The sequence below is a fragment of the Blautia sp. SC05B48 genome, from assembly GCF_005848555.1.
GTDB lineage: Bacteria > Bacillota > Clostridia > Lachnospirales > Lachnospiraceae > Blautia_A.
On sequence record NZ_CP040518.1, the window covers coordinates 2,678,795 to 2,703,529 of the forward strand.

At 44.3% G+C, this 24,735-nt stretch carries 20 protein-coding genes; 19 read left to right on the forward strand and 1 reads right to left on the reverse strand.

Features of this window, described 5'->3' with window-relative positions:
- Positions 1 to 61: 61 nt before the first annotated feature.
- The 6 genes from EYS05_RS12370 (at position 62) to EYS05_RS12395 (ending at position 9,087) form a co-directional block, all read left to right on the forward strand.
- Entirely contained in the window at positions 62 to 2,086 is a 2,025-nt protein-coding gene (locus EYS05_RS12370; RefSeq protein WP_138277285.1) for a beta-galactosidase, read from the forward strand.
- Between the two features lie 76 nt (positions 2,087 to 2,162).
- A complete protein-coding gene (locus tag EYS05_RS12375) occupies positions 2,163 to 3,278 on the forward strand; it encodes a phosphotransferase enzyme family protein (RefSeq protein WP_138277286.1) in 1,116 nt (371 codons plus the stop codon).
- Positions 3,279 to 3,310: 32 nt separating this feature from the next.
- Complete coding sequence (gnpA, locus tag EYS05_RS12380) at positions 3,311 to 5,473, forward strand: 1,3-beta-galactosyl-N-acetylhexosamine phosphorylase (protein ID WP_118624439.1); 2,163 nt, start codon at positions 3,311 to 3,313, stop codon at positions 5,471 to 5,473.
- Positions 5,474 to 5,809: 336 nt separating this feature from the next.
- The gene (locus tag EYS05_RS12385) at positions 5,810 to 6,670 is read left to right on the forward strand and encodes an alpha/beta hydrolase (protein WP_138277287.1); all 861 of its coding nucleotides are present in this window, start codon (positions 5,810 to 5,812) and stop codon (positions 6,668 to 6,670) included.
- 84 nt (positions 6,671 to 6,754) lie between these two features.
- Positions 6,755 to 7,744, forward strand: coding sequence for a guanosine polyphosphate pyrophosphohydrolase (locus EYS05_RS12390; protein ID WP_138277288.1), 990 nt, complete (start codon positions 6,755 to 6,757; stop codon positions 7,742 to 7,744).
- An 11-nt stretch (positions 7,745 to 7,755) separates the two neighbouring features.
- Positions 7,756 to 9,087 (forward strand): MATE family efflux transporter, encoded by a 1,332-nt coding sequence (locus EYS05_RS12395; protein WP_138277289.1) that lies wholly within the window; start codon positions 7,756 to 7,758, stop codon positions 9,085 to 9,087.
- A 123-nt stretch (positions 9,088 to 9,210) separates the two neighbouring features.
- Here the strand turns inward: EYS05_RS12395 and EYS05_RS12400 are convergent, their stop codons facing one another.
- Positions 9,211 to 9,702 carry a DUF2798 domain-containing protein gene (locus EYS05_RS12400; protein ID WP_138277290.1) on the reverse strand — a complete coding sequence of 164 codons (492 nt, stop codon included), beginning with the start codon at positions 9,700 to 9,702 and terminating at the stop codon, positions 9,211 to 9,213.
- Positions 9,703 to 10,111: 409 nt separating this feature from the next.
- On the opposite strand from EYS05_RS12400, the gene eno reads away from it, so the two are divergent.
- The 13 genes from eno to EYS05_RS12465 all read left to right on the forward strand — a co-directional run bounded on the left by eno (position 10,112) and on the right by EYS05_RS12465 (position 24,724).
- Positions 10,112 to 11,407 (forward strand): phosphopyruvate hydratase, encoded by a 1,296-nt coding sequence (eno, locus tag EYS05_RS12405; RefSeq protein WP_138277291.1) that lies wholly within the window; start codon positions 10,112 to 10,114, stop codon positions 11,405 to 11,407.
- 272 nt (positions 11,408 to 11,679) lie between these two features.
- Entirely contained in the window at positions 11,680 to 12,456 is a 777-nt protein-coding gene (locus tag EYS05_RS12410; RefSeq protein ID WP_118513373.1) for an ABC transporter permease, read from the forward strand.
- A gap of 12 nt (positions 12,457 to 12,468) precedes the next feature.
- A complete protein-coding gene (locus tag EYS05_RS12415) occupies positions 12,469 to 13,206 on the forward strand; it encodes an ABC transporter ATP-binding protein (protein ID WP_092072899.1) in 738 nt (245 codons plus the stop codon).
- A 146-nt stretch (positions 13,207 to 13,352) separates the two neighbouring features.
- Positions 13,353 to 14,096: a nickel pincer cofactor biosynthesis protein LarB gene (gene larB / locus EYS05_RS12420; protein WP_118513346.1), complete on the forward strand. Its 744-nt coding sequence runs from the start codon at positions 13,353 to 13,355 to the stop codon at positions 14,094 to 14,096.
- Positions 14,097 to 15,395, forward strand: a complete 1,299-nt coding sequence (gene larC, locus EYS05_RS12425) for a nickel pincer cofactor biosynthesis protein LarC (protein ID WP_138277292.1) — start codon at positions 14,097 to 14,099, stop codon at positions 15,393 to 15,395. It begins immediately after the preceding gene.
- Between the two features lie 135 nt (positions 15,396 to 15,530).
- Positions 15,531 to 16,559 (forward strand): LacI family DNA-binding transcriptional regulator, encoded by a 1,029-nt coding sequence (locus EYS05_RS12430; RefSeq protein ID WP_138277293.1) that lies wholly within the window; start codon positions 15,531 to 15,533, stop codon positions 16,557 to 16,559.
- 50 nt (positions 16,560 to 16,609) lie between these two features.
- On the forward strand, positions 16,610 to 16,822 hold the full coding sequence (locus EYS05_RS12435; protein ID WP_138277294.1) for a hypothetical protein: 213 nt from the start codon (positions 16,610 to 16,612) through the stop codon (positions 16,820 to 16,822).
- A gap of 128 nt (positions 16,823 to 16,950) precedes the next feature.
- Positions 16,951 to 17,985 carry a 5-dehydro-2-deoxygluconokinase gene (gene iolC / locus EYS05_RS12440; protein WP_015524405.1) on the forward strand — a complete coding sequence of 345 codons (1,035 nt, stop codon included), beginning with the start codon at positions 16,951 to 16,953 and terminating at the stop codon, positions 17,983 to 17,985.
- A gap of 18 nt (positions 17,986 to 18,003) precedes the next feature.
- Positions 18,004 to 19,935, forward strand: coding sequence for a 3D-(3,5/4)-trihydroxycyclohexane-1,2-dione acylhydrolase (decyclizing) (iolD, locus tag EYS05_RS12445; RefSeq protein ID WP_138277295.1), 1,932 nt, complete (start codon positions 18,004 to 18,006; stop codon positions 19,933 to 19,935).
- Between the two features lie 16 nt (positions 19,936 to 19,951).
- Entirely contained in the window at positions 19,952 to 20,737 is a 786-nt protein-coding gene (locus tag EYS05_RS12450) for a 5-deoxy-glucuronate isomerase (protein ID WP_118513342.1), read from the forward strand.
- Between the two features lie 95 nt (positions 20,738 to 20,832).
- Positions 20,833 to 21,984: an iron-containing alcohol dehydrogenase gene (locus tag EYS05_RS12455; RefSeq protein WP_138277296.1), complete on the forward strand. Its 1,152-nt coding sequence runs from the start codon at positions 20,833 to 20,835 to the stop codon at positions 21,982 to 21,984.
- A 119-nt stretch (positions 21,985 to 22,103) separates the two neighbouring features.
- Positions 22,104 to 23,051, forward strand: coding sequence for a substrate-binding domain-containing protein (locus EYS05_RS12460; protein WP_092070457.1), 948 nt, complete (start codon positions 22,104 to 22,106; stop codon positions 23,049 to 23,051).
- A gap of 305 nt (positions 23,052 to 23,356) precedes the next feature.
- Positions 23,357 to 24,724: an MFS transporter gene (locus tag EYS05_RS12465; protein WP_237971439.1), complete on the forward strand. Its 1,368-nt coding sequence runs from the start codon at positions 23,357 to 23,359 to the stop codon at positions 24,722 to 24,724.
- Positions 24,725 to 24,735 lie beyond the last annotated feature (11 nt).

Genomic DNA, 24,735 nt, shown 5'->3' on the forward strand with positions numbered 1-24,735 from the left:
TCGCAGCGCAGCGGATGCTTTTGTCCGCTTGATGCGAATCAAATTATAAGGAGATAAAAAAATGGCAGAGCAGATCAGATATGACCATTATCTACACGGCGGCGATTACAACCCTGAGCAGTGGCTGGACAGACCGGATATTCTGAAAAAAGATATCGAATATTTCAAAAAAGCCCATATCAATACCGTTTCCATGGGAATGTTTTCCTGGGCAGTGCTGGAGCCGGAAGAGGGAAGATATAATTTTGACTGGCTGGAAGAGGTGATCGATAATCTGTATAAAGAAGGAATTTATACGATACTTTCCACACCATCCGGAGCAAGACCGAAATGGATGGCAGATAAATACGAAGAAGTTCTTCGCATGGATCCGGATCGCACAAGAAGATTTTTCGGTGGAAGACATAATCACTGTTATACTTCTCCGGTATATAGGGAAAAAGTCTACAATATTAATAAGAAGCTTTCTGAACGTTTCGGAAAACATCCCGCAGTGCTTTTGTGGCATATTTCTAATGAATATGGCGGAGAATGCCACTGTCCTCTGTGCCAGGAAAAATTCCGGGAATGGCTGAAAGAAAAATACGGAACCATCGAAAATTTAAATTCCAGATGGTGCACAACATTCTGGAGCCATACCTATAACAGCTTTGATCAGATCGAAAGTCCTTCGCCAAAGGGGGAAAATGCTCTTCATGCACTTACCCTGGACTGGAAACGTTTTGTTACAGACAGGACTGTGGATTTTATGAAGTATGAAATTTCTGCGATCCGTGCAGGTGGTTCCGAGCTTCCGGCAACCGCCAATCTGATGTATGACTACAACGGACTGGACTATAAAAAATTTAAGGATGTTATGGATATTGCATCCTGGGATAATTACCCAAGCTGGCATAAAAAAGACAATTATACCACAGCGTTGGACGGAGCCATGCAGCATGATCTTATGCGAAGCATCAAGAAAGCACCGTTTCTTCTGATGGAATCCTGTCCCTCTGCGACCAACTGGAAGCCTGTCAACAAGCTGAAAAAACCAGGAATACATCTGGCTGCTTCTCTGCAGGCAGTTGCTCATGGTTCAGACAGTGTTCTGTATTTCCAGCTTCGTCAGAGTCAGGGAGCCTCTGAGAAATTCCATGGTGCGGTGATCGATCACTACGGTGGGGATGATACCCGTATTTTCCGCGAAGTGACAGAGGTAGGAGAAGCATTGGAGCAGATCCGGGAAACTGCTGGAAGCGTGACGAAGTCTCCGGTGGCTGTTCTCTATGACAGGGAAAATGACTGGGCGCTGAAGGATGCGCAGGGACCTCGAAACGAGGATATGCATTATCAGGAAAATGTGCAGAAACAATATCGTGCCCTCCGAAGAAAAGGCTATAATACAGACATCATCAATATGGAACATGATCTGTCCCGGTACCGTCTGTTAACGGCACCGATGGCCTACATGTTTTATCATGGATATGCCGAAAAGCTGCGCACTTTTGCAAAAAATGGCGGTACTCTGGTACTTTCCTACTGGTCAGGAATTGTAGATGAAACAGATAAATGCTATCTTGAGGGAACCCCTCACGGACTGATGGAGGCAGCCGGTATCCGTACGGAAGAAATCGATGCACTTTATGACTGGGAAGAAAATGTAGGTGTTCCGGAAACAGGAAATCATCTCAGACTTACAGAAAGCTATACCTGTAAAAATCTCTGCGAGCTTGCAAAGGTTTCCGATGCGGAAGTGTTGCTGCGTTATGGAAGGGATTTCTATCAGGGGTATCCGGTGCTGACTCACAAGAAATACGGAAAGGGCCATGTTTATTATGTGGCGGCAGATATGGAAGCGTCTTTTTATGAGGACTTTCTGGGAAGGGCAGCAGAGGAAGCAGGTGTGAAGATGCCGATTACATTTATACCGGAATGTATTTCTGTGACAACCAGAGAAAATGAGGATACGGAATATCTGTTTATCCAGAACTTCGGAGAAAAGACAGAAACTGTTTCTGTTCCGGGGGATTACGAAGTTCTCTATGGATCAGCGGATGAAAATATGGCTCCGCTTGCCACCAGGATCTTAAAGCGGAAAAAATGATCACAGCAAAAAGTATAAAGCATATTTGTTTTCGGACGGTATGCTTTTTACTGTTGTCTGGGAAAGAGAAGGTAAAATGAAAGGTACAGCAAAAGAAGAGATAAAAAGAATAGCGGATCAGTTTGCATTTACCGGAGAACTGGTTTCCTGCGGCCCTTGCGGAAGCGGGCATATCAACGAAACCTATATGCTGAGATATCGGATCGGAGATATGGGGTCCATTAAGGTGATCCTTCAGAAGATCAATCGGGAAATCTTTCAGAAACCGGAAGAACTGATGGAGAACATTGCCGGAGTCACTGGACATCTGAAAAAGAAAGTCCTTCAGAAGGGAGGAGATCCGGAACGGGAGGTTCTGAACCTGATTCCGACGAAAGAGGGGAAGGCATTCTTGACAGATGAAAACGGAGAATGCTGGAGAGCTTATATTTTTATTACCGATGCAGTAAGCTATGATCTGGCGGAAAAACCGGAGGATTTTTATGAAAGTGCAGTTGCATTTGGAAAATTCCAGGAAATGCTGGCAGATTATCCGGCAGAGACTCTGCATGAAACGATAAAGGATTTTCATGATACAAAGAAACGTTTTCAGACTTTGAAAAATGCCATAGAGAAGGACAGCTGCCATCGTGCCGAATCTGTAAAAGAAGAGATTGCATTTGCGCTTCAGCATGAGTATCTGGCAAATGTATTCGGTGAGCTTCTGGCAAAAGGTGAGGTGCCCCTTCGGGTAACGCACAACGATACGAAGCTGAATAACGTTATGATCGATCTGGAAACAGGAAAGGGAATCTGTGTAGTGGATCTGGACACGGTTATGCCGGGACTTGCCATGAATGATTTTGGGGATTCCATTCGTTTCGGGGCCAGCACTGCATTGGAGGATGAGAAAGATTTAAGCAAAGTATCCTGTGATATGGAACTCTATGAAATCTATGTAAAAGGCTTTCTGGAAAGCTGTGGAGATAAGCTTAGTGCAAAAGAGATCGAAATGCTTCCCATGGGAGCTAAGGTGATGACCTATGAATGCGGCATTCGCTTTCTTACTGATTATCTGGAGGGAGATCATTATTTTAAAATCGACCGGGAAGAACATAATCTGGACCGCTGCCGCACACAGTTTAAATTGGTGGCAGATATGGAACAGAAATGGGACACTATGCAGACGATCGTGAAAAAATATCAGAAATAAAAAACAGAGGTTTTTACAATGGAGGTAAAGCGATGAGCGAAACAAAAGGAAGAGTGACTATTCCGACAGATCTGGATGTGATTCCGGAGACACTGAAAATGCTGGACGAATGGGGGGCAGATGCCATCCGTGACTGTGATGGAACAGAATTTCCGGCAGAGCTGAAGAAAACCGGCGCAAAGATTTATGCAACTTATTATACCACCAGAAAGGATAATGCCTGGGCAAAGGCTCATCCGGAAGAAATCCAGCAGATGTATATCATGACATCTTTTCACACGGCAGTGTCGGATACTCTGGAGATCCATCTGATGGATCATCTGTATCCGGATATGCTGGCGGTGAATACAAGAGATGATATCAGAAGATGGTGGGAAGTCATTGATCGGACTACCGGGGAAGTTGTCAGTACAGAGGAATGGTCATACGATGAAAAAAACGGAAATGTTGTGATCAGACCGGCGAAAGGGTTTCATGAGTATACGGTAAGCTTTCTTGCATATATCATGTGGGATCCGGTACATATGTATAATGCAGTTGTCAATGACTGGAAGGATGTAGAGCCTCAGATCACTTTTGATGTGCGTCAGCCTGCAACACGTGCGCATTCTATGGATCGCCTCCGCAGATTTCTGGATTCCCATGATTATGTGAATGTAGTACGATTTACTACCTTTTTTCACCAGTTCACACTGATTTTTGATGAGATGGCACGGGAAAAATATGTAGACTGGTTCGGATATTCCGCTTCGGTGAGTCCATATATCCTGGAACAGTTTGAGCAGGAAGTGGGATATAAGTTCCGTCCGGAGTTTATCATTGATCAGGGATACATGAACAACACTTATCGGATCCCATCAAAAGAATTTAAAGATTTCCAGGCTTTTCAGAGACGGGAAGTGGCGAAGCTTGCAAAGGAAATGGTAGACATTGTTCATGAATATGGAAAAGAAGCCATGATGTTCATGGGCGATCACTGGATCGGAATGGAGCCCTTTATGGATGAGTTTGCTTCCATCGGGCTGGATGCGGTAGTGGGAAGCGTTGGAAACGGTGCGACCTTACGTTTGTTCAGTGATATTAAACATGTAAAATATACGGAGGGAAGATTTCTGCCGTACTTTTTCCCGGATACCTTCCATGAGGGAGGGGATCCTGTAAAAGAGGCAAAAGTAAACTGGGTGACTGCAAGAAGAGCCATCCTTCGAAGCCCGATCCAGAGGATTGGATATGGCGGTTATCTGAAGCTGGCTCTGGAATTTCCGGATTTTGTACAGTATATCAAGGAAGTCTGCCAGGAATTCCGTGTGCTCTACGACAACATCCGGGGAACCACACCGTACTGCGTAAAACGTGTGGCAGTTTTAAATTGCTGGGGAAAAATGCGCTCCTGGGGAAACCATATGGTACATCATGCCATCTATTACAAGCAGAATTATTCCTATTTCGGAATCATCGAGGCATTAAGTGGTGCGCCTTTTGATGTGTCCTTTATCAGCTTTGATGACATCCGTCAGGATAAAGATCTGCTGAATGATTTTGATGTGATCATCAATGTAGGTGATGCGGACACTGCGCAGTCCGGTGGCGAGAACTGGGCAGATCCGAAGATTCTTACAGCTGTGCGGAAATTTGTCTATAATGGAGGCGGATTCATTGGAGTGGGCGAGCCAGCGGCTCATCAGTGGCAGGGAAAATTCTTCCAGCTGGATGATATTCTTGGTGTAGAGGAAGAAAGAGGATTTAATCTTAATACAGATAAATACAACTGGGAAGAGCATAAAGATCATTTTATCCTGGAGGATACAGACGAAACTGTAGATTTCGGTGAGGGGAAAAAGAATATCTTCGCACTTCCGGATACAAAGATTCTTATCCAGAAGAATCAGGAAGTCCAGATGGCAGTAAAAACCTTCGGAAAAGGCAGAGGTGTTTACATCAGCGGACTTCCGTACAGCTTCTGCAACAGTCGTATCCTTTATCGTGCGGTGCTCTGGTCAGCCGCAGCAGAAAATGAGCTTTTCTGCTGGTTTTCTTCCAATTATAATGTGGAAGTACATGCTTATGTGAAAAATAAAAAGTATTGTGTGGTAAACAACACCTATGAGCCACAGGATACTACGGTTTACACAGGGGATGGAAAGAGCTTTGACCTTCATCTGGAAGCTAATGAGATTCGTTGGTATCAGATCTGAGAAAGCAGGATACAGGTTTACTGATAAAGAAAAGCTGTGAAATTGTCTGCGGGCGTTGACAGAGAAAAAACTTATAATATAATAAATCCATTCCAAAAGTAGGAAAACAAAGCTGTTACAATAGAGAAAATCTATTATAGCAGCTTTTTGTTATTGCTGACAAACAATTTTACTTACAAAGAGGAGGGATTTATGAACAAAAAGATCAAAACCCTGTTTTGCAGAAAAAGAGTGCTTTTTCTCCGAAAAATAAAAGCAGAAAAAGCAGTGTTGTGATAAAATAAAAGAAAAATATTTCAAAGATAAAATGATCAGAAGAAAAGAGGAAAATAGATTATGACAAAAGCAGAAAAAAAGACACTGAAGCTTCCGGCAGAGAAGCCTCAGTATATTACAGTAAATGATATTACTTACGCACAGGTGGATTCCTGGTTCGGACATTGCAGGCGGGATCTGAAACTGGATATAATCTACCCGGAAACAAAAGATGGAAAAACCTATCCCTGCATCCTCTGGATCTGCGGAGGTGCATGGCTGATGATGGATAAATCCGCACATAATCTTTATCTGAGCAGACTGGCATCGGATGGATTTGTAGTGGCAAGTGTGGAGTATCGTACTTCCAATCAGGGCCCGTATCCGATGCCGCTGCAGGATGTAAAGGCAGCCATCCGCTATCTGAAAGCTCATGCAGACCGGTTCCGCATCAACAAAGAGCAGATAGGAGTTATGGGAGAGTCTGCCGGAGGATATCTTACATGTATGGCTGCGCTGGACAATGATCCGGCTCTGGATGTGGGAGGGTATCTGGAAGAATCCAGTAAGGTACAGGCTGCCTGCCCATGGTACCCGCCTACGGATCTTTCTGCATTTCCGTGTGAATCTGCAGAAAAATGTGCTTCTTCCGCAGAATCCCTTCTGCTTGGATTTAATTCCATGTTAAATAAAGAAATGGCATACCAGAGCAGTCCGGTTTCCAAGGTTACGAAGGATGCACCGCCATTTATGATCATTCATGGCAACTGCGATCAGGTCGTTCCTTATGTTCAGTCGGAAACTTTATATGTCCTTCTTGAAGAAAATGGCTGTGATGTCACTTTGCTGACACTGGATGGTGCAGACCATGCAGATATCCAGTTTTTTCAGGATGAGGTATGGAACCGGATTGCGGAATTTTTCCGTGAAAAACTGAAATAAATAAAAGACAGGAGCACAGATCATCCGGCAGTTGTTGTAAATATGTGATCCTGAAAAGACTAAAAGTAGAAAAGAGAAACACAAATGATAATATTAAATGATTATCTGTATTCCGGAGATACTCTTCTTCGGATACTGAAGAAATACATCCGGGATCTTAGAACAGAGGCGAAGGAAAAACACAACGAGATCGATCTGGTACACTGTAATTTTCTGATCCAGATCCAGGAGCTTCTGGAGCATAATGATTTCCTTACTGCTCAGTCTCAGAAAATCCGGGAATTTTATAAATACATGGCAGGGGAATATCCGTTTTTGGCGTTTACCTTCAAGGGAAGGATCAAATCTCTGATCCGTGCGGAGGAAAAATTTAATGGATATGTAGTGGAGTTTATTTATGACTATTACAAAGAACAAGGTGAATATCCTTCCGTGTCACAGATCAAGGAGCGCTTAAGTTGTTTTCGGGATTTTATTGCGTACAGGATCGTTATCGCCATGCCCAGATGTCATCTGAAAAATGGAGAGAATGTCAGAGAAGAAGAGCTTCGTTATCTTTATGAAATTGCCAATATACTTCCGGGATTTCTGGAAGAAAGAGGATTTACCGCAGAGCCGGCCAGAGGGGTACAGGAAAGCACTTCTCCGTTGCTCAGTGAGGAGGTCAGACCTTATTACCGAGATTACATCTGTAACAACAGTGAGGATGATTATCAGTCCCTGCATATCACGTTTTATGATAACAGTTCCCGAAGCTATATGGAAGTACAGCTGCGGACCAAAGACATGGATGATGTTGCGGAGATTGGTTCCGCCAACCATTTAAGCTATGAGAAAAAACAGGAAAGTGAACGCAGGAGAAGGGACGCGATTCCCCAGGGGGAATGTATCTATTTTGACGAGGCCTATGAGCGGGGGATGCGGCTTCTTGGACTGGATCTTGCAAAACTGGATGTCAATATGTTTGGTGCGGTAAATAATAGCCTGATCAATGATGGCTGCGGACTGTTCCGCGGAAGGATGATTCTTCCTTATGAGCATCTTTCCCGTTTTCAGAATGATATCGTTGACTGAGGGAGGATGACATGAAAGACTTGACAAAAGGGAGACCTTCCACATTGATCCTGTCCTTTGCACTTCCTGTATTTCTGGGAAATCTCCTGCAGCTGACGTACAGCCTGGCAGATACTAGGATTGTGGGGAGCTTTTTAAAAGAAGATGCGCTGGCTGCAGTAGGGGCCACCAGTCCTTTAAGCGGGCTGATCATCGGTTTTCTGATGGGCCTTGCAAATGGATTTGCCATTGTCACCGCACAGAAATTCGGTGCCGGAAACCGGGAAGAAGTGCGAAAATCCTTTGCGCTGTCTCTTGTAATGGGCAGTGTGCTTTCTCTGATTCTGACTGTTTTGGGACTTTTGTTTCTGCATCCGATCCTGAGGTTCCTGAATGTTCCTGATCATTTGACGGGAATCGCCAGACAGTATATCTTTATCATTATTGCAGGTATGCTGGCAACATTTCTTTATGATACCTGTGCGGCATCTCTGCGTGCACTTGGGGATACGGTGACGCCCCTTGTGATCCTGGCAGTGTCTGTAACTTTAAATATCGCAGGAGATCTGTTTTTTATTCTGGTAGTAAAAGCAGGAGTTCAGGGAGCAGCCATTGCCACAGTACTTTCACAGACGCTGGCTTTTCTGGTATGCTGGTTTTACATGATCCGCAGGTATGAGATCCTACGGCTGAAAAAAGAGGATTTTTCTGATCCTGACAGAAATATGATGAAAAATATGCTGAGTGCAGGACTTTCCATGGGACTTGTAAATTCTCTGGTAAATCTTGGTACACTGGCACTGCAGACCTCCATCAACCGACTTGGAAGAGATATCATCGTGGCACATACAGCGGCCCGTAAGATCACGGAAATGTTTATGATCATGTTTGGCGTGTTCGGGCAGACTATGGCAATCTTCTGCGGACAGAACGCAGGTGCAGGGCGTATGGACCGGGTGCGCCAGGGAATCAGTCTTGCAGTTCTGTATACCTGTATCTGGTCCGTGATGACTGTGATTTTCAGTTTTACCATTGGAAAACAGCTGATCTATCTGGTCACAGGAAGCCACAATGAGACGGTGATCCTAAACGCCACCAATTATCTTAAATTCGATACGCTTTTTTATTTTGTAACGGCTGTGATCAGTGTACTCAGAAATGCTATGCAGGGACTTGGAGAAATGGTGATCCCGTTGACTTCCAGTGCGCTGGAGATGATCGGAAAAGTGGTGATCGCAGTGACATTGGTGCCGCTTCTCGGATATACCGGCGTGATCGTGGCAGAACCGATAGTCTGGGTCATTATGGTGATCCCGCTGATCGTGAAGATCCTTAGGATGTCGGAATTAAAGAGAACAGTCTGAGAGATCCGAAAATCAGATGAGAAAGATCCGTGTGAAAAATAAAAAGCACATTGTATGGAATGAGCCCCACCGGAAAGTATGACTTTTGGGGTGGTTCAACCATGGCAATGTGCTTTCTTTATTTTACATATTTGCTGTCGCTTCTTTTACGTTTTGTTTTTCAGGAAAGATATGTCTGAAAATAAAACGTACGATCGGACCTGCATAGATCAGCTGCCAGAAGAATGCCATCGGAAAGTTAAAGGCGGTTGTTTGAAGCCATACAGCTACGAACTTATTTCCGGCATCCTTAAAGAGAATGGTTGCGGCAAGACTCATTAACGGGCACATGAAAGCAACAGAAGGAACGGAGATCGCAAGAATCTTGCTGAACGGATGGCAGTTTTTGAAATCTACCATGCGCATTGCACAACCAAAAGCAAGTTTGGATACAAGGAAGAAGTCAAGGATAAATGCAATCGGTCCCATGATCACCAGCTCATGAAAAGCGTCAAGGAACACATGGTTTGTCATACTCCCAGTGTTCAGAGAAATGTTGTAGCAGATCATGGCGTAAACCATGAAAAATACCATGATAATGGTAAAGATAACTTCCTGAAATTTGTTTTTTGGCATAAAAAATCCTCCTTTAAAATGATTAAGTGGTGATGTAAAACCGTAAAGCATGTGTTGTTCGTTAATCATTCAGGAGAATGTGCGTTTCCAATATATGACAGGATTTTGTCATAAACCATATTTAGTTTTAAGTCCGGCGATTATATTATCATAATCAGCGTAAGGATGTCAATATGTAAAATTTGCACATTTTTATTAAGCTTTCTGAAAATAGACGGAGCTGCTCTAATGAGAAAAAAATGACAATAACTCCCCTTGACCATAAAAGTTAGATACAGTAAACTTATATATGGTTAGCAGGTTCTAACTATTGCGTAAATAATTGTGGCGGGCCGTATCCTCTGGCAAAATGCGGCCCGGGCAAATTTACGGACAGGGCGAAAAAGCCAGACAGGAGGATAAATATCAAATGGAATATTTAGAGATCGAGAAAGTCATTGGAAGAGAGATCATTGATTCAAGAGGAAATCCGACCGTAGAGGCAGAGGTTTATCTGGCAGATGGAACTATCGGAAGAGGAGCAGCTCCAAGTGGTGCATCCACAGGAGAATTCGAGGCACTTGAACTGAGGGATCAGGATAAGAGCCGTTTCGGAGGAAAAGGTGTTTCCAAGGCCGTTGAAAATATCAATACTGTAATTAACGATGCACTGACAGGAATGGATGCATCTGACATTTATGCAGTGGACGCTGCCATGATCAATGCAGACGGAACAAAGGACAAATCCAAACTTGGCGCAAATGCTATTCTTGCAGTATCTATCGCATGCGCACGAGCAGCTGCGATTTCTCTTGACATTCCCCTTTACAGATTTCTTGGTGGGGTGAACGGAAACAGACTTCCGGTTCCGATGATGAATATCTTAAACGGTGGTGCACATGCTGCGAATACTGTTGATGTTCAGGAATTCATGATCATGCCTGCGGGAGCACCGAGCTTCAAAGAAGGACTTCGCTGGTGCACAGAGGTGTTCCATGCACTTGCAGCACTTCTGAAAGAGAAAGGTCTTGCAACAAGTGTTGGTGATGAGGGTGGTTTTGCACCAGACCTTGGAAGCGACGAGGAAGCCATCGAGTACATTCTTGAGGCAGTAAAGAAAGCAGGATATGAACCGGGAAAAGATTTCGTTCTTGCCATGGATGCAGCATCCAGCGAGTGGAAAGGAAGCCAGAAAGGCGAGTATGTTCTTCCGAAATGCGGAAAGAAATTCACATCTGCAGAGCTTGTTGAGCATTGGAAGACCCTGATCGAGAAATACCCGATCTATTCCATCGAAGACGGCCTTGACGAGGAAGACTGGGAAGGATGGCAGATCATGACAAAAGAGCTTGGCCAAAAAGTACAGCTTGTAGGTGATGACCTGTTCGTTACAAATACAGAGCGTCTTGAGAAAGGTATTAGCCTTGGCTGCGGAAACTCCATTCTGATCAAACTGAATCAGATCGGTTCCGTATCCGAGACTCTGGAAGCTATCAAAATGGCACATAAAGCTGGTTATACAGCGATTTCCTCTCATCGTTCCGGTGAGACAGAGGATACAACCATCGCAGATCTTGCAGTAGCACTGAATACCTGCCAGATTAAGACAGGAGCTCCTTCCAGAAGCGAACGTGTGGCAAAATATAACCAGCTTCTCCGTATTGAGGAAGAGCTTGGTGATGCAGCAGTATATCCGGGATTTCAGGCTTTCAATATTAAGAGATAAGAAAAGTTTTCCATAAAATTTGTTTGTTACAAATAAGCCAAGAGTACCAAAGGGTCGGTATGGGAGAAATCCTGTTCCGGCCCTGGTTTTTTGACCGAATGCGGGATGCGACCACAGACAGATGGAAGAGATGCGGGATAAGTAGCATATTTTTCAAAAAGGCGCCCTTTGGAGCCTCTTTTTTTGGCGAAAATAAGGTTGCCAGATTTCTAAAAATGGTATATTATGATTTACAGCCGTGTGAAAAAATAAAATTGAATATTGGAGATGCTATGAAAGAATACGTAAATACTTTTATACGTTACAGGTTTCTTCTGGGAGAGCTTGTAAAAAAAGGAATCAAACTGAAGTACAGACGTTCCTATCTTGGTATCATCTGGTCTCTTCTTGAGCCGCTGCTTACCATGATCGTACTGACGATCGTATTCGGTACCCTGTTTGGAAACAAGGATCGGACATTTCCTGTATATATCCTGACAGGACGTCTTTTGTACACATTCTATTCCAGTGCCACAAAAGCGGCATTGAAATCAGTAAGAGCGAATTCGGCAATGATCAAGAAAGTTTATGTGCCAAAATATCTCTATCCGCTGTCAAGTGTGCTTTTTAACTACGTGATCTTCCTGATCTCGCTGATCGTGCTGGTTCCGGTAGGAGCAGTACTTGGTGTGGAGCCGACACTCTATATGCTCCAGATCCCGATCGCGTTGATCCTGGTATTTCTGCTGTCCTATGGCTGCGGAATGATCCTTGCTACGATTGGCGTTTTTTTCAGAGATATGGAATATCTGTGGTCAGTAGCGCTGATGCTGATCATGTATACCTGTGCGATCTTTTATTATCCGTCCAGACTGCTGAAGAGCGGTTTTTCATGGATCCTGAAATATAATCCGCTGTACTGTACCATCGATGTTTTTCGTTCAGGAATGTTCGGAGAGCCGATGAATCTTCATTATGCGGCATACGCACTGGTATTCAGTCTTGTGACGATCGCCATCGGAATGTTCTGTTTCAAGAAGAAACAGGATGATTTTATCCTTTATATTTAACAGGAGAAAAATATGGAAAAACCTGCAGTAGTTGTAGATAACGTAAGTATGAAGTTTAATCTCAGTAAAGAAAAGGTAGACAGCCTGAAGGATTACGTGATTAAATTCTTAAAAAAAGAAATTAAATATAATGAATTCTGGGCTCTTCAGAATGTTGATTTTGAGGTGAAAAAAGGTGACCGTGTAGGAATCCTGGGACTTAACGGAGCGGGAAAAAGTACTCTGCTCAAAGTAATTGCCGGTGTATTCAAGCCTACCGAAGGCAAGGTGGTCCGAAACGGACGTCTGGTCCCTCTTCTGGAACTGGGAGCCGGTTTTGATTCACAGTATACAGGACGTGAGAATATTTTTCTGTATGGTGCGATGCTCGGATATTCCAAGAAGTTTCTGGAATCGAAATTTGATGAGATCGTTGAGTTTTCTGAGCTGAAAGAATTTATCGATGTTCCTATTAAGAATTATTCTTCCGGTATGAAGGCAAGGCTTGGATTCTCCATTGCCACACTGGTATCACCGGATATCCTGATCCTTGATGAAGTCCTTTCTGTAGGAGATGCCAAATTCCGGAAAAAGAGTGAAAAGAAAGTCTTAAGTATGTTTGATAAGGGCGTTACGGTACTGTTCGTATCCCATTCTTTGGAACAGGTACAGCGCCTGTGCAATAAAGCAATGATACTTGAAAAAGGAAAATTGATCGCATATGGAGATATTGATGAGATCTCGGCTAAATATGCGGAGATGATCAGATAAAGAACAGAAGGCGGCCAAAGTAGCTGCATAAATAAAAAACCGGACAGTGAAAGGTCCGAATGGCGGATAGCCAGACTATTTGCAAAAGTGCAGGCAAATGTCTGGCTATTGTGTTATTCTATTATAGAAAACAGGGAGGCAAAAAGATGACTTTACAGCAGATTCTTGAAGAGGTAAAAAATGGCCAGCTCTCTGTGGAGCATGCAGAGGGCCTTCTGAAAAAAGAGGGATATGAGGAAATGGATTATGCGAAACTGGATACTACCCGAAAAGCGAGGACCGGTTTTGCAGAGGTAGTTTACTGTGCGAGAAAAGCAGACGAACACCTTTTGAATATCTATCAGAAGCTTTATGAGGAAGATGGAGAAGTCTTTGGAACAAGGGCGTCGGAATATCAGTATGAACTGGTAAAAAAGGTTCTTCCCAATGTGGTCTACGATCCGATTTCCGGAATTTTGAAGATTGAAAAAGAGAAGGAGCATATCGGAAAAGTGGCAGTGTGTACAGCCGGAACAGCAGATATTTCTGTTGCGGAGGAGGCTGCCCAGACAGCAGAGTATTTCGGCACACATGTGGAGAGGATCTATGATGTGGGAGTTAGTGGTATGCACAGACTCTTTTCCAGACTGGATACCATCCAGGAGGCTAACTGCGTGGTTGCAGTAGCAGGAATGGAGGGTGCACTGGCAAGTGTTATGGGTGGTCTTGTGAAACGTCCGGTGATCGCGGTACCTACTTCTGTGGGATATGGCGCCAGCTTTCATGGATTGTCAGCGCTTCTGACAATGATCAATTCCTGTGCCAACGGAATTGCAGTAGTAAATATTGACAACGGATTTGGGGCAGGATATCTGGCAACCCAGATCAATCGGCTTGCGGAGGGGAAATAAATGAGAAACAAATTATATCTGGAGTGTACCTCTGGGATCAGCGGGGATATGACAGTTGCGGCCCTTTTGGATCTGGGTGCAGATCAGAAAAAACTGGTGAGAACTCTTAAAAGTCTGCCGGTAAAAGGTTTCGACATAAAGATCAGCCGTGTGATGAAATCAGGGATCGATGCCTGTGATTTTGATGTACTGCTGGATCATGATCACGAGAATCATGATCATGATATGAAATATCTGCATGGAGATGATGGGGATTTTCACGGTCATAATCATGAAAAACATCATCATGATCATGGGGGTTCCCGGCATGGACACCATCATCACGAGCACCGTGGCCTTAACGAGATCATGGAGATTATCGACCACACAGATATGACAGATCGTGCAAAATCCTATGGAAAAAGGATTTTTAAGATTCTTGCCGAGGCAGAAGCAAAAGCCCATAATGTACCGGTGAATCAGATCCATTTCCATGAAGTGGGTGCAGTGGATTCCATTGTGGATATTCTTTCAGTTGCGATCTGTATGGATGATCTGGATGTGGAGGAAGTGATCGTTCCAAGACTTTGTGAGGGTAGCGGAACGATTCGCTGTCAGCACGGAATCCTTCCGGTACCGGTACCGGCGGTAAGTAATATTGTAAGTGCTCATCAGCTGAAGCTGCATATCACATCGGTGCAGGGTGAACTGATAACGCCTACCGGAGCAGCCATCGTGGCGGCATTCCTTACATCAGAAAAACTGCCTGAAGATTTTACGGTGAGGAAGATCGGTATCGGAGCAGGCAAGCGCCAGTATGAGTGCCCGGGAATTCTCCGTGCCATGCTGATCCGGGGATCCGGGGAGGAGGCTTCAGGCAATGATGCTTGTACGGAAACAGATACCATTATAAAGCTGGAATCCAACATTGATGACTGTACAGGAGAAACGCTTGGCTATGTTATGGAGCTTCTGTATGAGGCAGGAGCCAGAGAGGCCAATTACATGCCTGTATTTATGAAGAAAAACCGTCCGGCATGGCTGCTTACCGTTCTATGTAAAGAAGAACAGGTTTCAGTGATGGAGCAGATTATTTTCAGAGAAACAACAACCATTGGGATCCGTCGCCAGGAGATGGGGAGAACCATTCTGAAAAGAGAGAAAAGAGCGGTTACAACCCCGCTTGGGGAGGTAGAAGTGAAGGTCTGCACTTTTGACGGACAGGAATATTTTTATCCGGAATACGAAAGCGTAAAAAAACTCTGTGAAAAAACAGGGATTTCCTATAAAGAAGCATATCATATGGCTGTTCGGGGATAAGATCGGAGGGGCCGCGTATAATGCACTTACATATTGACACCTTTTCGAAAAAACTATATAAATGTATATAGAAAGATCATTGCCGAACAGAACAGTTGGCAATGATACAGTAAGGCAGAGGCAGGAGAAGGATTTATGGCGGTAACAATACAGCAGATTGCCGAACAGGCAGGGGTTTCCAGGGGAACCGTGGACAGAGCATTGAACCACAGAGGACGGATCAATCCGGAGGTGGCAGAGAGAATCTGCCGTCTGGCGGACGAGATGGGATATGTACAGAAAGAACGGAAACATTCCAGAACAGCTAAAGATGAAAGACTGAAGATCGGAGTGGTGACACAGCTTGCCAGATCTTCTTTTATGCAGGAAGTAAACCGTGGTATTGTGAAGGCGGCCCTAGAACTAAAAGAAAAAGGGATCCAGCTGATTCTGAAAGAGGGTCTTTCTGTTGATGAAGAGGAACAGCTGCAGGCCATTGAAGAACTGGAACAGGAAGGAATCAGGGGACTTGCGGTCATGCCTGTGGACAGTGAGGCTGTCCGGGAGAAATTGAATGCTTTGATCGAAGAGAAGAATATCCCGGTGGTAACCTTTAATTCTGATATTGTAGGAACGAGAAGAACCTGTTTTGTGGGAATGGATAACCGCAAGAGCGGACGTACTGCGGCAGGACTCCTTGGAATGCTGACAAGAGGAATCGGAAAGATTCTGATCATCACCGGATATTTCAGCAATCATGTTGATAATCAGCGGGTGGATGGCTTTGTGGAGGAAGTCAAGCGGGCTTTTCCTCATCTGGAGATCGCAGGTGTTCACGGAAGCTTTGATGAAGCAGCTGAGGTGGAGCACATTATAGAAAATGCCATGATGAATACTTCGGGGATCAGCGGAATCCTGGTGGTATCAGGAGGCCAGGAAGGAGTGGGAAAGGCATTTGAAAAACTGAGACTTGACCGCAGGCCCTACGTTGTGATCTATGATCAGACTCCGAAGAATGAACGGGCACTGAAGAATGATCATGTGGATTTTCTGATCGACCAGAATGGATATGTCCAGGGGTATGAACCGCCAAGAATCCTGGCGGATATCCTGACAAAAGGACAGGAGCCGGAGAGAGAATATCTCTTTACAGATATCAAGATCAAAACGAAATATAACCTTTAAATGACGTATTAAACGAAAGAACATATAGAAAAGTAAGGAAAGTCTGCAGGATGAAAAAAACTGCAGGCTTTTTTATTGCAGAAAATCTGAAAAATCCGCTGATGGGAAAAAGAAATCAAAACGCGTGCGTAATGCGTGCTAAAATTACATACACACAAAAGCACATTAATGCAATATCCAATTTAAACAAAAGAAAACTGCAAAAATTGTACAGAATAACAGAAATAGAGGAAAATGAAAAGAAGTACTTGCCCAAACTGTAAAACAGTGCTATATTAACATCATAAGAAACACGCAAGAAAGCACGCTAAATAAAGGAAAAAGCACGCAAAACAAAAAAGCACACAAAAAAGAAGTAAAAATAAACCATCAAACAAACGGAGGTAAGATCATGAAGTATATCGAATTTGATGAATCCAGACCAATGGACCTGGTGCTCCTTGGAAGAGTTGCCATTGATTTCAATCCTGCTTACAACGATCAGGTGAAGGAGGAGTTCAAACCCCTGAAGAAGGTACATATGTTTGAGAAATTTGTAGGAGGATCTCCTGCAAACATCGCTGTAGGTGTCACCAAACATGGTCTGAAAGCAGGATTCATCGGAAAGGTTTCTGATGATCAGTTCGGTGAGTATGTTGTAGATTATTTTGATGAGAGAGGAATCGATACCTCACAGATCACCAAATGTACAAACGGAGAGAAGCTGGGACTTACCTTTACCGAGATGCTTTCTCCAAAGGAAAGCAGTATCCTCATGTATCGTAACCGTATCGCAGATCTGCAGCTTCATGTAGACGACATCCACGAGGATTATATCAAAAATGCAAAAGCAATCCTCATTTCCGGAACTGCTCTTGCAGAGAGCCCTTCCAGAGAAGCAGCGATCAAAGCGGTTATGCTTGCTAAGAAAGTAAACACAAAGATCATTTTTGATATTGATTACAGAGAGTACAACTGGAAGAATGCAGATGAGATTTCCATCTACTATTCCATCGTAGCTAAGGAAGCTGACATCATCATGGGCTCCAGAGAAGAGTTTGACCTTACCGAGAAGCTGATCAAAGAGGGTATGACTGATGAGGAGAGCGCAGCTTACTGGCAGGCAAAAAATGCAAAGATCGTTGTCATCAAACACGGTATGAAGGGTTCCACAGCCTACACAGTTGACGGACAGAAGTTCAGTATCAAGCCATTTCCGGTTGAGGCAAGAAAAGGCTTCGGCGGCGGCGACGGATACGGCTCCGGATTCCTGTATGGACTGTATCAGGGCTGGGAGATCATCGATTGTCTGGAGTTCGGTTCAGCAGAGGCATCCATGATGGTTAAGAGCAACAACTGTTCTGATTCCCTTCCGGGACCGGATGAGGTTCACGCATTTATTAAAGATGAAAAAGAAAAATTCGGCGAAATGATCGCAAGAGTATAAAGAAAAGGAGTGGAAAAAATGGCAAAGACAGTAAGAATGACAACTGCACAGGCAATTGTAAAATTCCTGGATAATCAGTATGTTTCCATGGACGGAGTGGAGACAAAATTTGTAGAAGGATTTTTCACGATCTTCGGACACGGTATTGCTGTAGGACTTGGCGAGGCGCTGGATACAAATCCGGGACAGCTGAAGGTTCTTCAGGGAAGAAATGAGCAGGGTATGTGCCACGTTGCTACCGCTTTTGCAAAACAGAGCAACCGCAAAAAAATCATTGCATGCGCTTCCTCCATTGGACCTGGAGCTGCAAACATGGTAACAGCATGTGCAACAGCAACTGTAAACAACATTCCGCTTCTTGTATTCCCGGCAGATACTTTTGCATCCCGCCAGCCTGACCCGGTTCTCCAGCAGCTGGAGCAGAGCAGCAGCCTTGCTATCAGTACGAACGATGCATTCAAACCGGTCTGCAAATACTGGGACAGAATCACAAGACCGGAGATGGTTATGACAGCTCTGATCAACGCAATGAGAGTTCTTACAGATCCGGCTGAAACAGGTGCATGCTGCATCGCACTTTGCCAGGATGTTGAGGGTGAGTCCTTTGACTTCCCGGAGTACTTCTTCAAGAAGAGAGTACACAGGATCACAAGACCGGTTGCAGTAGAGGAAGAGCTTGAAGATGTGGCAGAGATCATCGCAGGAGCAAAGAAGCCGCTTATCGTTGTTGGTGGTGGTGTCCGTTACTCAGAAGCTGGAGAAGCTGTTGAGAAATTCTGCGAGGAATTCAAGATCCCATTCGGCGAGACACAGGCCGGAAAGAGTGCCTGCCAGTCCGGCAATCCATACTGCCTTGGCGGTATCGGTGTAACAGGAACCTATGCTTCCAATATCATCGGTAAAGACGCAGACGTGGTAATTTCTATCGGTTCAAGAATGTCTGACTTTACAACAAGCTCCAAGCATCTGTTCCAGAATGAGGATGTTCAGTTTGTAAGCATCAACAACTGCAGATTCCACGCATACAAGATGGATGCAGTAAAAGCTGTGGGCGATGCAAAAGCTACCGTAGAAGCACTTGCGGAGAAGCTTCGTGCAAGAGGATATAAATCTGCATATACAGATGAGATCGAGAAAGCAAAAGCTGCATGGGATAAAGAAATGGAGCGCCTTGGAAGTATTGAGTACACAGGAGATGATTTTGAGCCGCTGATCAAGGCAAGAGATCCTCGTACAATCCCGGAATATGTAAAGCTTACAAACGGAAAGATCACACAGACAGCAGCACTTGCAGCGATCAACAGAACTATCGACAAAGATGCAACCATCATCACAGCAGGCGGTTCCCTTCCAAGCTGTATGCAGCGTATGTGGAGAACAGACAAACGTGGCGGATATCACGCAGAGTACGGATATTCCTGTATGGGATATGAGGTTGCCGCTACCCTTGGTGTGAAATTTGCAGAGCCGGATAACGAAGTATATTGTGTGGTTGGAGACTCCAGTTTCCAGATGCTCCACAGTGAGATCATGACTATCATGCAGGAGAGACAGAAAGTCAATATCATGGTATTTGATAACTGCGGATTTGGCTGCATTAACAACCTTGAGATGAATCACGGAATCGGAAGCCTTGCAACGGAGTTCCGTTATACAGACGGCAAGAAACCGACCGGAGACCTGATCCCTGTAGATTATGCAAAGATTGGCGAAGGCTATGGTCTGAAGACTTATACCTGCCGCACTATCCAGGAACTGGTAGATGCTCTGGAAGATGCCAAAAAGCAGGAGATTGCATGCCTCTTTGATCTGAAGGTTATCCCGAAGACCATGACAGACGGATATGAGTCCTGGTGGGATGTAGGAATCGCAACAACATCTGAGAAAGAAAGTGTAAGAAAGGCCTGCGAGGGAGTTATGAAAGGCCGTGAAGAGGCAAGACTGTACTAATCTGGGAGGTAAGAAAATGAGTAAAGTATTTGGTTATCCTGAATATGACGAAAAAGGTGAAAAGATTCTTACAACATACGATAATGAGTACAAGGCCATGATGATGGACATCCGTGTTTACCGTATGAAGGCAGGGGAGACAAGAACATTTTTAAGAGAGGGTGAGGAGACAGCAGTTCTCCTCCTTTCCGGAAATATCACCTATAAATGGAACGGAAACGAAGCAGCAGCAACCAGAAAAGATGTGTTCACAGAGGGACCTTGGTGCGTTCATGGATGTACAGGAACTGAGATCGCAGTTGTGGCAAATGCGGAGTCACAGATCCTTGTCCAGTGCACAAAGAATGAGAAAGATTTCGGTGCAAGGCTTTACAAACCGGAAGACGCTCCATGGGGATATTCCAGTGTAGGAAAATTCGGAAACGTGGCAAAGAGAAGAGTAAATACGATTTTTGATCACGACATTTCACCGGAATCCAATATGGTACTTGGTGAGGTTCTCAATGACAGAGGAAACTGGTCCGGATACCTGCCGCACAGACACCCGCAGCCTGAGACATACTTCTTCAAATTTGATCATCCGGAGGGATTCGGAGCAAGCTTTGTCGGTGACCAGGTATTTAAGAGCACAGATGAGAGCTTTTCCGCAATTCCAGGAGGAGAGCTTCATCCGCAGGCAGTTGCACCTGGATATCAGATGTATACATGCTGGATGATCCGCCACATTGACGGAAATCCGTGGCTGCAGACAGACCGTTGCGAGGATGAGAGATATACCTGGCTTCATGACGCCGAGTTTTAAGGATGCGGAGATACTGATACTGGGTTGTAAATAGCAGGCAGTAGACCTGCTGCTATTATGAAAAAAATTGTACTGACTGAAGGGAGATTTTGACAATGGCAAGAGAATTTATTGTACCTGGAGAAATTATTTCCGGTTCCGGAGCACTGGACATGGCAGAAGACGCACTGAAACTCCTTGGTAAAAAAGCTCTGATCGTAACCGATAAAGTAATGATCGACCTGGGAAATTGTGCAAAAGTTGAGAAGGCGCTGACAAATCAGGGCATTGCATACAGCATTTATTCTGACATCTGCGGTGAGCCAACAGATACCATGATCGAAAAAGGCTTACAGATCTATAAAGATGAGAACTGTGACTTCCTGGTAGCTCTGGGAGGCGGAAGCCCCATTGACTCCATGAAAGCCATCGGCTCACTGGTAGTAAACGGTGGAAGCATTTCCGACTACATGGGAAAAGTGATCGATGTAAAGATGCCGCCAATGGCGGCGATCCCTACCACAGCAGGAACGGGATCTGAGGCAACACAGTTCACGATTATCACGGATACCAAAAAAGACATCAAGATGCTTCTTAAAGGCAAAGTTCTCATGCCGGATCTTGCCATTATCGACCCACAGTTTACTATGACTGCACCTCCAAAGATCACAGCAGCAACAGGTCTTGATGCACTTTGCCACTGTGTGGAAGCTTATACATCCAGAAAAGCACAGACACTTTCCGATACTTTTGCAGTATCTGCAGTAAAGAGGATCTTTAAATATCTTCCGGTTGCATATAAAGACGGAAAGAATGAAGAAGCTCGTGTACAGATGTCTGTCGCTGCTCTTGAGGCAGGAATCGCATTTAACAATGCATCTGTTACCATTATCCATGGAATGAGCCGTCCGATCGGAGCACTGTTCCATGTAGCACACGGACTTTCCAATGCCATGCTTCTGAAGGAGTGCCTTACCTTTGCGCTTCCCGGAGCATACGACAGATTCGGAGCGTTGGGACGTGATATTGGTGTGGCGGATGCAACTGATTCTGATCAGGAAGCAGCTGAGAAATTCCTGAAAGCAGTAGAGTCACTTGTAAATGAACTGGATACTCCGACTCTGGAGCAGTTCGGTATCAATAAAGAAGAGTTCTTCAACGTCATCGAAAAAATGGCACATGATGCCATGGACAGTGGAAGTCCTCAGAATACCATGCGTGATGTAACAGAAGAGGAAGTAAAAGAAATCTACAGAAAACTCTGGTAAAATGTAAATGTAAACCCTGCATTGCCAGATAGGAAAAGACTCCGGACCGGAGAAAAAGGCTCCGGAGTCTTTTTTCCCGTGGCAAATATAGCTGCAAAAGAAAAGGAGGCATATCCTTCATGAGAAAAAAGTATATCTGTATTCTGGTGGCAGTCATAGGAGTTTGCAGCCTTTCCGGATGCGGGTCTTCTGCAAAGAAAACAGAAGAAGAGCAGGTAACGATCGGTGTTGTTACAAAATCTAAAAGCAGTGAATATTGGTTGTCTGTCTGCGACGGAATGGAAGATGCGGCAGAAAAATATCATGCAGATGTGGTGATTCTGTCTCCGGATTCCGAAACAGAAGAAGAGGTTCAGAAAAATATGATCCGGGATCTTCTGAAAACCGATATCCAGGCGATGGCAGTTTCTCCTATAGATTCCTATGAATGCGAAGATTATTTAAATTTCGCAAGAGAAAAGGGGATTTCTGTATATGCCTGTGATACTCCCATAGAGGATTCAGAAATCCCTTATATTGGAATTGACAATGAAAAACTAGGCTATGAGCTGGGCGAGCAGCTTGCAAAGGCTCTGGATCATAAAGGAAAGATTGGCGTGATCGCCGGTGATTTTAAGCAGGCTGGACACCGGATGCGTGTTGCCGGATTTGAAAAATATATGGAAAAAGAGCCTGGGATCACCATTGAAATGGTTCGGAACGGATACAGCAATATGCGGGTTTCCCAGAAGGATGTGGATGAGATCCTGGTGAAGTATCCGGATCTTAACGGAATCATGACCACAAGTGCAGTGACGGCCCTGGGACTTTCAGAGGCAACTGAAGGACGGGAGATTTCTATTGTTTCCGTAGATGCTCAGGAAGATGCCTTGAAAGCGGTTCAGGATGGGCGTATCGTGGCGCTTGGCGCGCAGTCCGGTTATCAGATCGGTTATGAAACCATCCGGTATATTGTGAAGGATCTGGAGGGAGAGGGAACAGGAGAAAATGAGATTCTGGATTCCCAGGTGCTTACCGAAGAAAATATTGATACATATATGAAGGATGACGGACATTCTCATCCCTGATACAAGCAGGTTTCCATCCGCTGCTTATTATTTTTTACAATCCGGCAGAGGCATTGACTGATTCGGTAAAAAGTCAGGCTGGTATCCAAAAATAAAACACAAAACATAAAAATAGGACAAAAGAAGGATGTAGAGATATCAGAACCAGAAAAACTTTGGTACAGATTTAACAGTCAGGTAAAAATAATACCGAAAAAACTAAAATTTCTCATACTATGATAATCCCGTATTTTCGATAAAATAGAATCATCAAAAGGAAAGCGAAAATAAAAAAACGAAAAGAAATGAAAGGGCGGGATAATAAGATGGAGAAGAAAAAACTTTCGGTATCAACAGGGCTGTGTTATGCTGGAGGAGATGTAGGATGTAATATCGTGTTCGGAATGATCGGAACACTGCTGACGCTGTTTTACACAGATTATGTAGGGATAAGCGCAGCAACAGTAGGACTGGTAATGTTACTTTCCAGATGCTTTGATGGATTTTCCGATCTGGTCATGGGTGTCATTGTAGAGAGGACCAATTCCAAATGGGGAAAATCAAGACCCTGGCTTCTGTGGATGAGCATTCCGTTTGCGCTGTCAGCAGTACTGCTTTTCACAGTGCCGCGTACAACAGGGATGCTTCAGTTTCTGTATCTCTTTGTAACCTATAACTTCTGTACGACCATATGCTATACAGCGATCAATCTTCCATATGGAAGCCTTTCTTCAATGATGATCCGTGAATCAGCAGAGAGAGATAAACTCAGTGTATTGAGAATGGGACTGTCACCTATCGGAAAGATCGTTGCAGCAACCTGTACACTGCCGCTTGTAAAGCTTCTTGGAAATGATCAGGCTGCATGGATCAAGGTTATGAGTGTATGGGCAGTGCTTGCACTTGCACTTCTGCTTCTCTGCTTCTTCAAATGTGAGGAAAAGGTTCAGATCGAAGCAAGAAAGAAAGATGAGAAGCTTCCGATTCCGACAATGCTGAAGGCACTTTTTGCAAATCAGTATTTCTGGGCAGTAATGCTTCTGTGGACAGTACAGAGTGTATCCTTTACGATCACAGGAACCATTCTTCCGTACTACTGTAAATATATTTTCAACAATGATACATGGATGTACAGCGCACTGTTCCTTACAGAAACCCTGGTTCTGGTAGTGGGAATCTTCATCTGCTCACCGTTGATCAAGAAATTCGGAAAAAGAAATATCGCATTTGTCGGCGGATTTGTTGCACTTGGCGGCCAGATTTTGTTTTTCCTGAATCCATACAGCTTCGGCTTCATGGTTATGAGCTGTGTCACACGTGCCATCGGACTTGCTCCACTGAACGCAGTTGTATTCAGTATGGTTGGTGATGTAGTAGAGTTCGGACAGTGGAAAAACCATATCCGTCAGGAAAGTCTGATCTTTGCAGGTGGTTCCATCGGAACAAAAGTTGGCGCAGGTCTTGCCTCCGCAGTGATCACAGGTCTTTTAAGCAGTTCCGGATATGTAAGCTCATCTGCAGGAATAACTGCACAGCCGGAAACAGCACTGGAGATGATCGTTTCTCTTTATAAATTTGGACCGATCCTCATTGCAGCAGTGATCATTGTAACGCTTTTCGGATATAAGCTTGACAAAATGTATCCGGCGATCATGCAGGAGCTTACCGAGCGCGAGGCACACGGACAGTTATAAACATTTTATTG

Excerpts from the sequence above, each read along its gene's own strand:
- EYS05_RS12415 (WP_092072899.1), top strand. The coding sequence starts at position 12,469 with ATGGAAAAACCTGCAGTAGTTGTAGATAACGTAAGTATGAAGTTTAAT.
- EYS05_RS12450 (WP_118513342.1), top strand. The coding sequence starts at position 19,952 with ATGAGTAAAGTATTTGGTTATCCTGAATATGACGAAAAAGGTGAAAAG.
- eno (WP_138277291.1), top strand. The coding sequence starts at position 10,112 with ATGGAATATTTAGAGATCGAGAAAGTCATTGGAAGAGAGATCATTGAT.
- EYS05_RS12430 (WP_138277293.1), top strand. The coding sequence starts at position 15,531 with ATGGCGGTAACAATACAGCAGATTGCCGAACAGGCAGGGGTTTCCAGG.
- EYS05_RS12460 (WP_092070457.1), top strand. The coding sequence starts at position 22,104 with ATGAGAAAAAAGTATATCTGTATTCTGGTGGCAGTCATAGGAGTTTGC.
- EYS05_RS12410 (WP_118513373.1), top strand. The coding sequence starts at position 11,680 with ATGAAAGAATACGTAAATACTTTTATACGTTACAGGTTTCTTCTGGGA.
- EYS05_RS12455 (WP_138277296.1), top strand. The coding sequence starts at position 20,833 with ATGGCAAGAGAATTTATTGTACCTGGAGAAATTATTTCCGGTTCCGGA.
- EYS05_RS12370 (WP_138277285.1), top strand. The coding sequence starts at position 62 with ATGGCAGAGCAGATCAGATATGACCATTATCTACACGGCGGCGATTAC.
- EYS05_RS12395 (WP_138277289.1), top strand. The coding sequence starts at position 7,756 with ATGAAAGACTTGACAAAAGGGAGACCTTCCACATTGATCCTGTCCTTT.
- EYS05_RS12375 (WP_138277286.1), top strand. The coding sequence starts at position 2,163 with ATGAAAGGTACAGCAAAAGAAGAGATAAAAAGAATAGCGGATCAGTTT.
- gnpA (WP_118624439.1), top strand. The coding sequence starts at position 3,311 with ATGAGCGAAACAAAAGGAAGAGTGACTATTCCGACAGATCTGGATGTG.
- larC (WP_138277292.1), top strand. The coding sequence starts at position 14,097 with ATGAGAAACAAATTATATCTGGAGTGTACCTCTGGGATCAGCGGGGAT.
- EYS05_RS12400 (WP_138277290.1), bottom strand. The coding sequence starts at position 9,702 with ATGCCAAAAAACAAATTTCAGGAAGTTATCTTTACCATTATCATGGTA.
- iolC (WP_015524405.1), top strand. The coding sequence starts at position 16,951 with ATGAAGTATATCGAATTTGATGAATCCAGACCAATGGACCTGGTGCTC.
- EYS05_RS12390 (WP_138277288.1), top strand. The coding sequence starts at position 6,755 with ATGATAATATTAAATGATTATCTGTATTCCGGAGATACTCTTCTTCGG.
- larB (WP_118513346.1), top strand. The coding sequence starts at position 13,353 with ATGACTTTACAGCAGATTCTTGAAGAGGTAAAAAATGGCCAGCTCTCT.
- iolD (WP_138277295.1), top strand. The coding sequence starts at position 18,004 with ATGGCAAAGACAGTAAGAATGACAACTGCACAGGCAATTGTAAAATTC.
- EYS05_RS12435 (WP_138277294.1), top strand. The coding sequence starts at position 16,610 with ATGAAAAAAACTGCAGGCTTTTTTATTGCAGAAAATCTGAAAAATCCG.
- EYS05_RS12385 (WP_138277287.1), top strand. The coding sequence starts at position 5,810 with ATGACAAAAGCAGAAAAAAAGACACTGAAGCTTCCGGCAGAGAAGCCT.
- EYS05_RS12465 (WP_237971439.1), top strand. The coding sequence starts at position 23,357 with ATGGAGAAGAAAAAACTTTCGGTATCAACAGGGCTGTGTTATGCTGGA.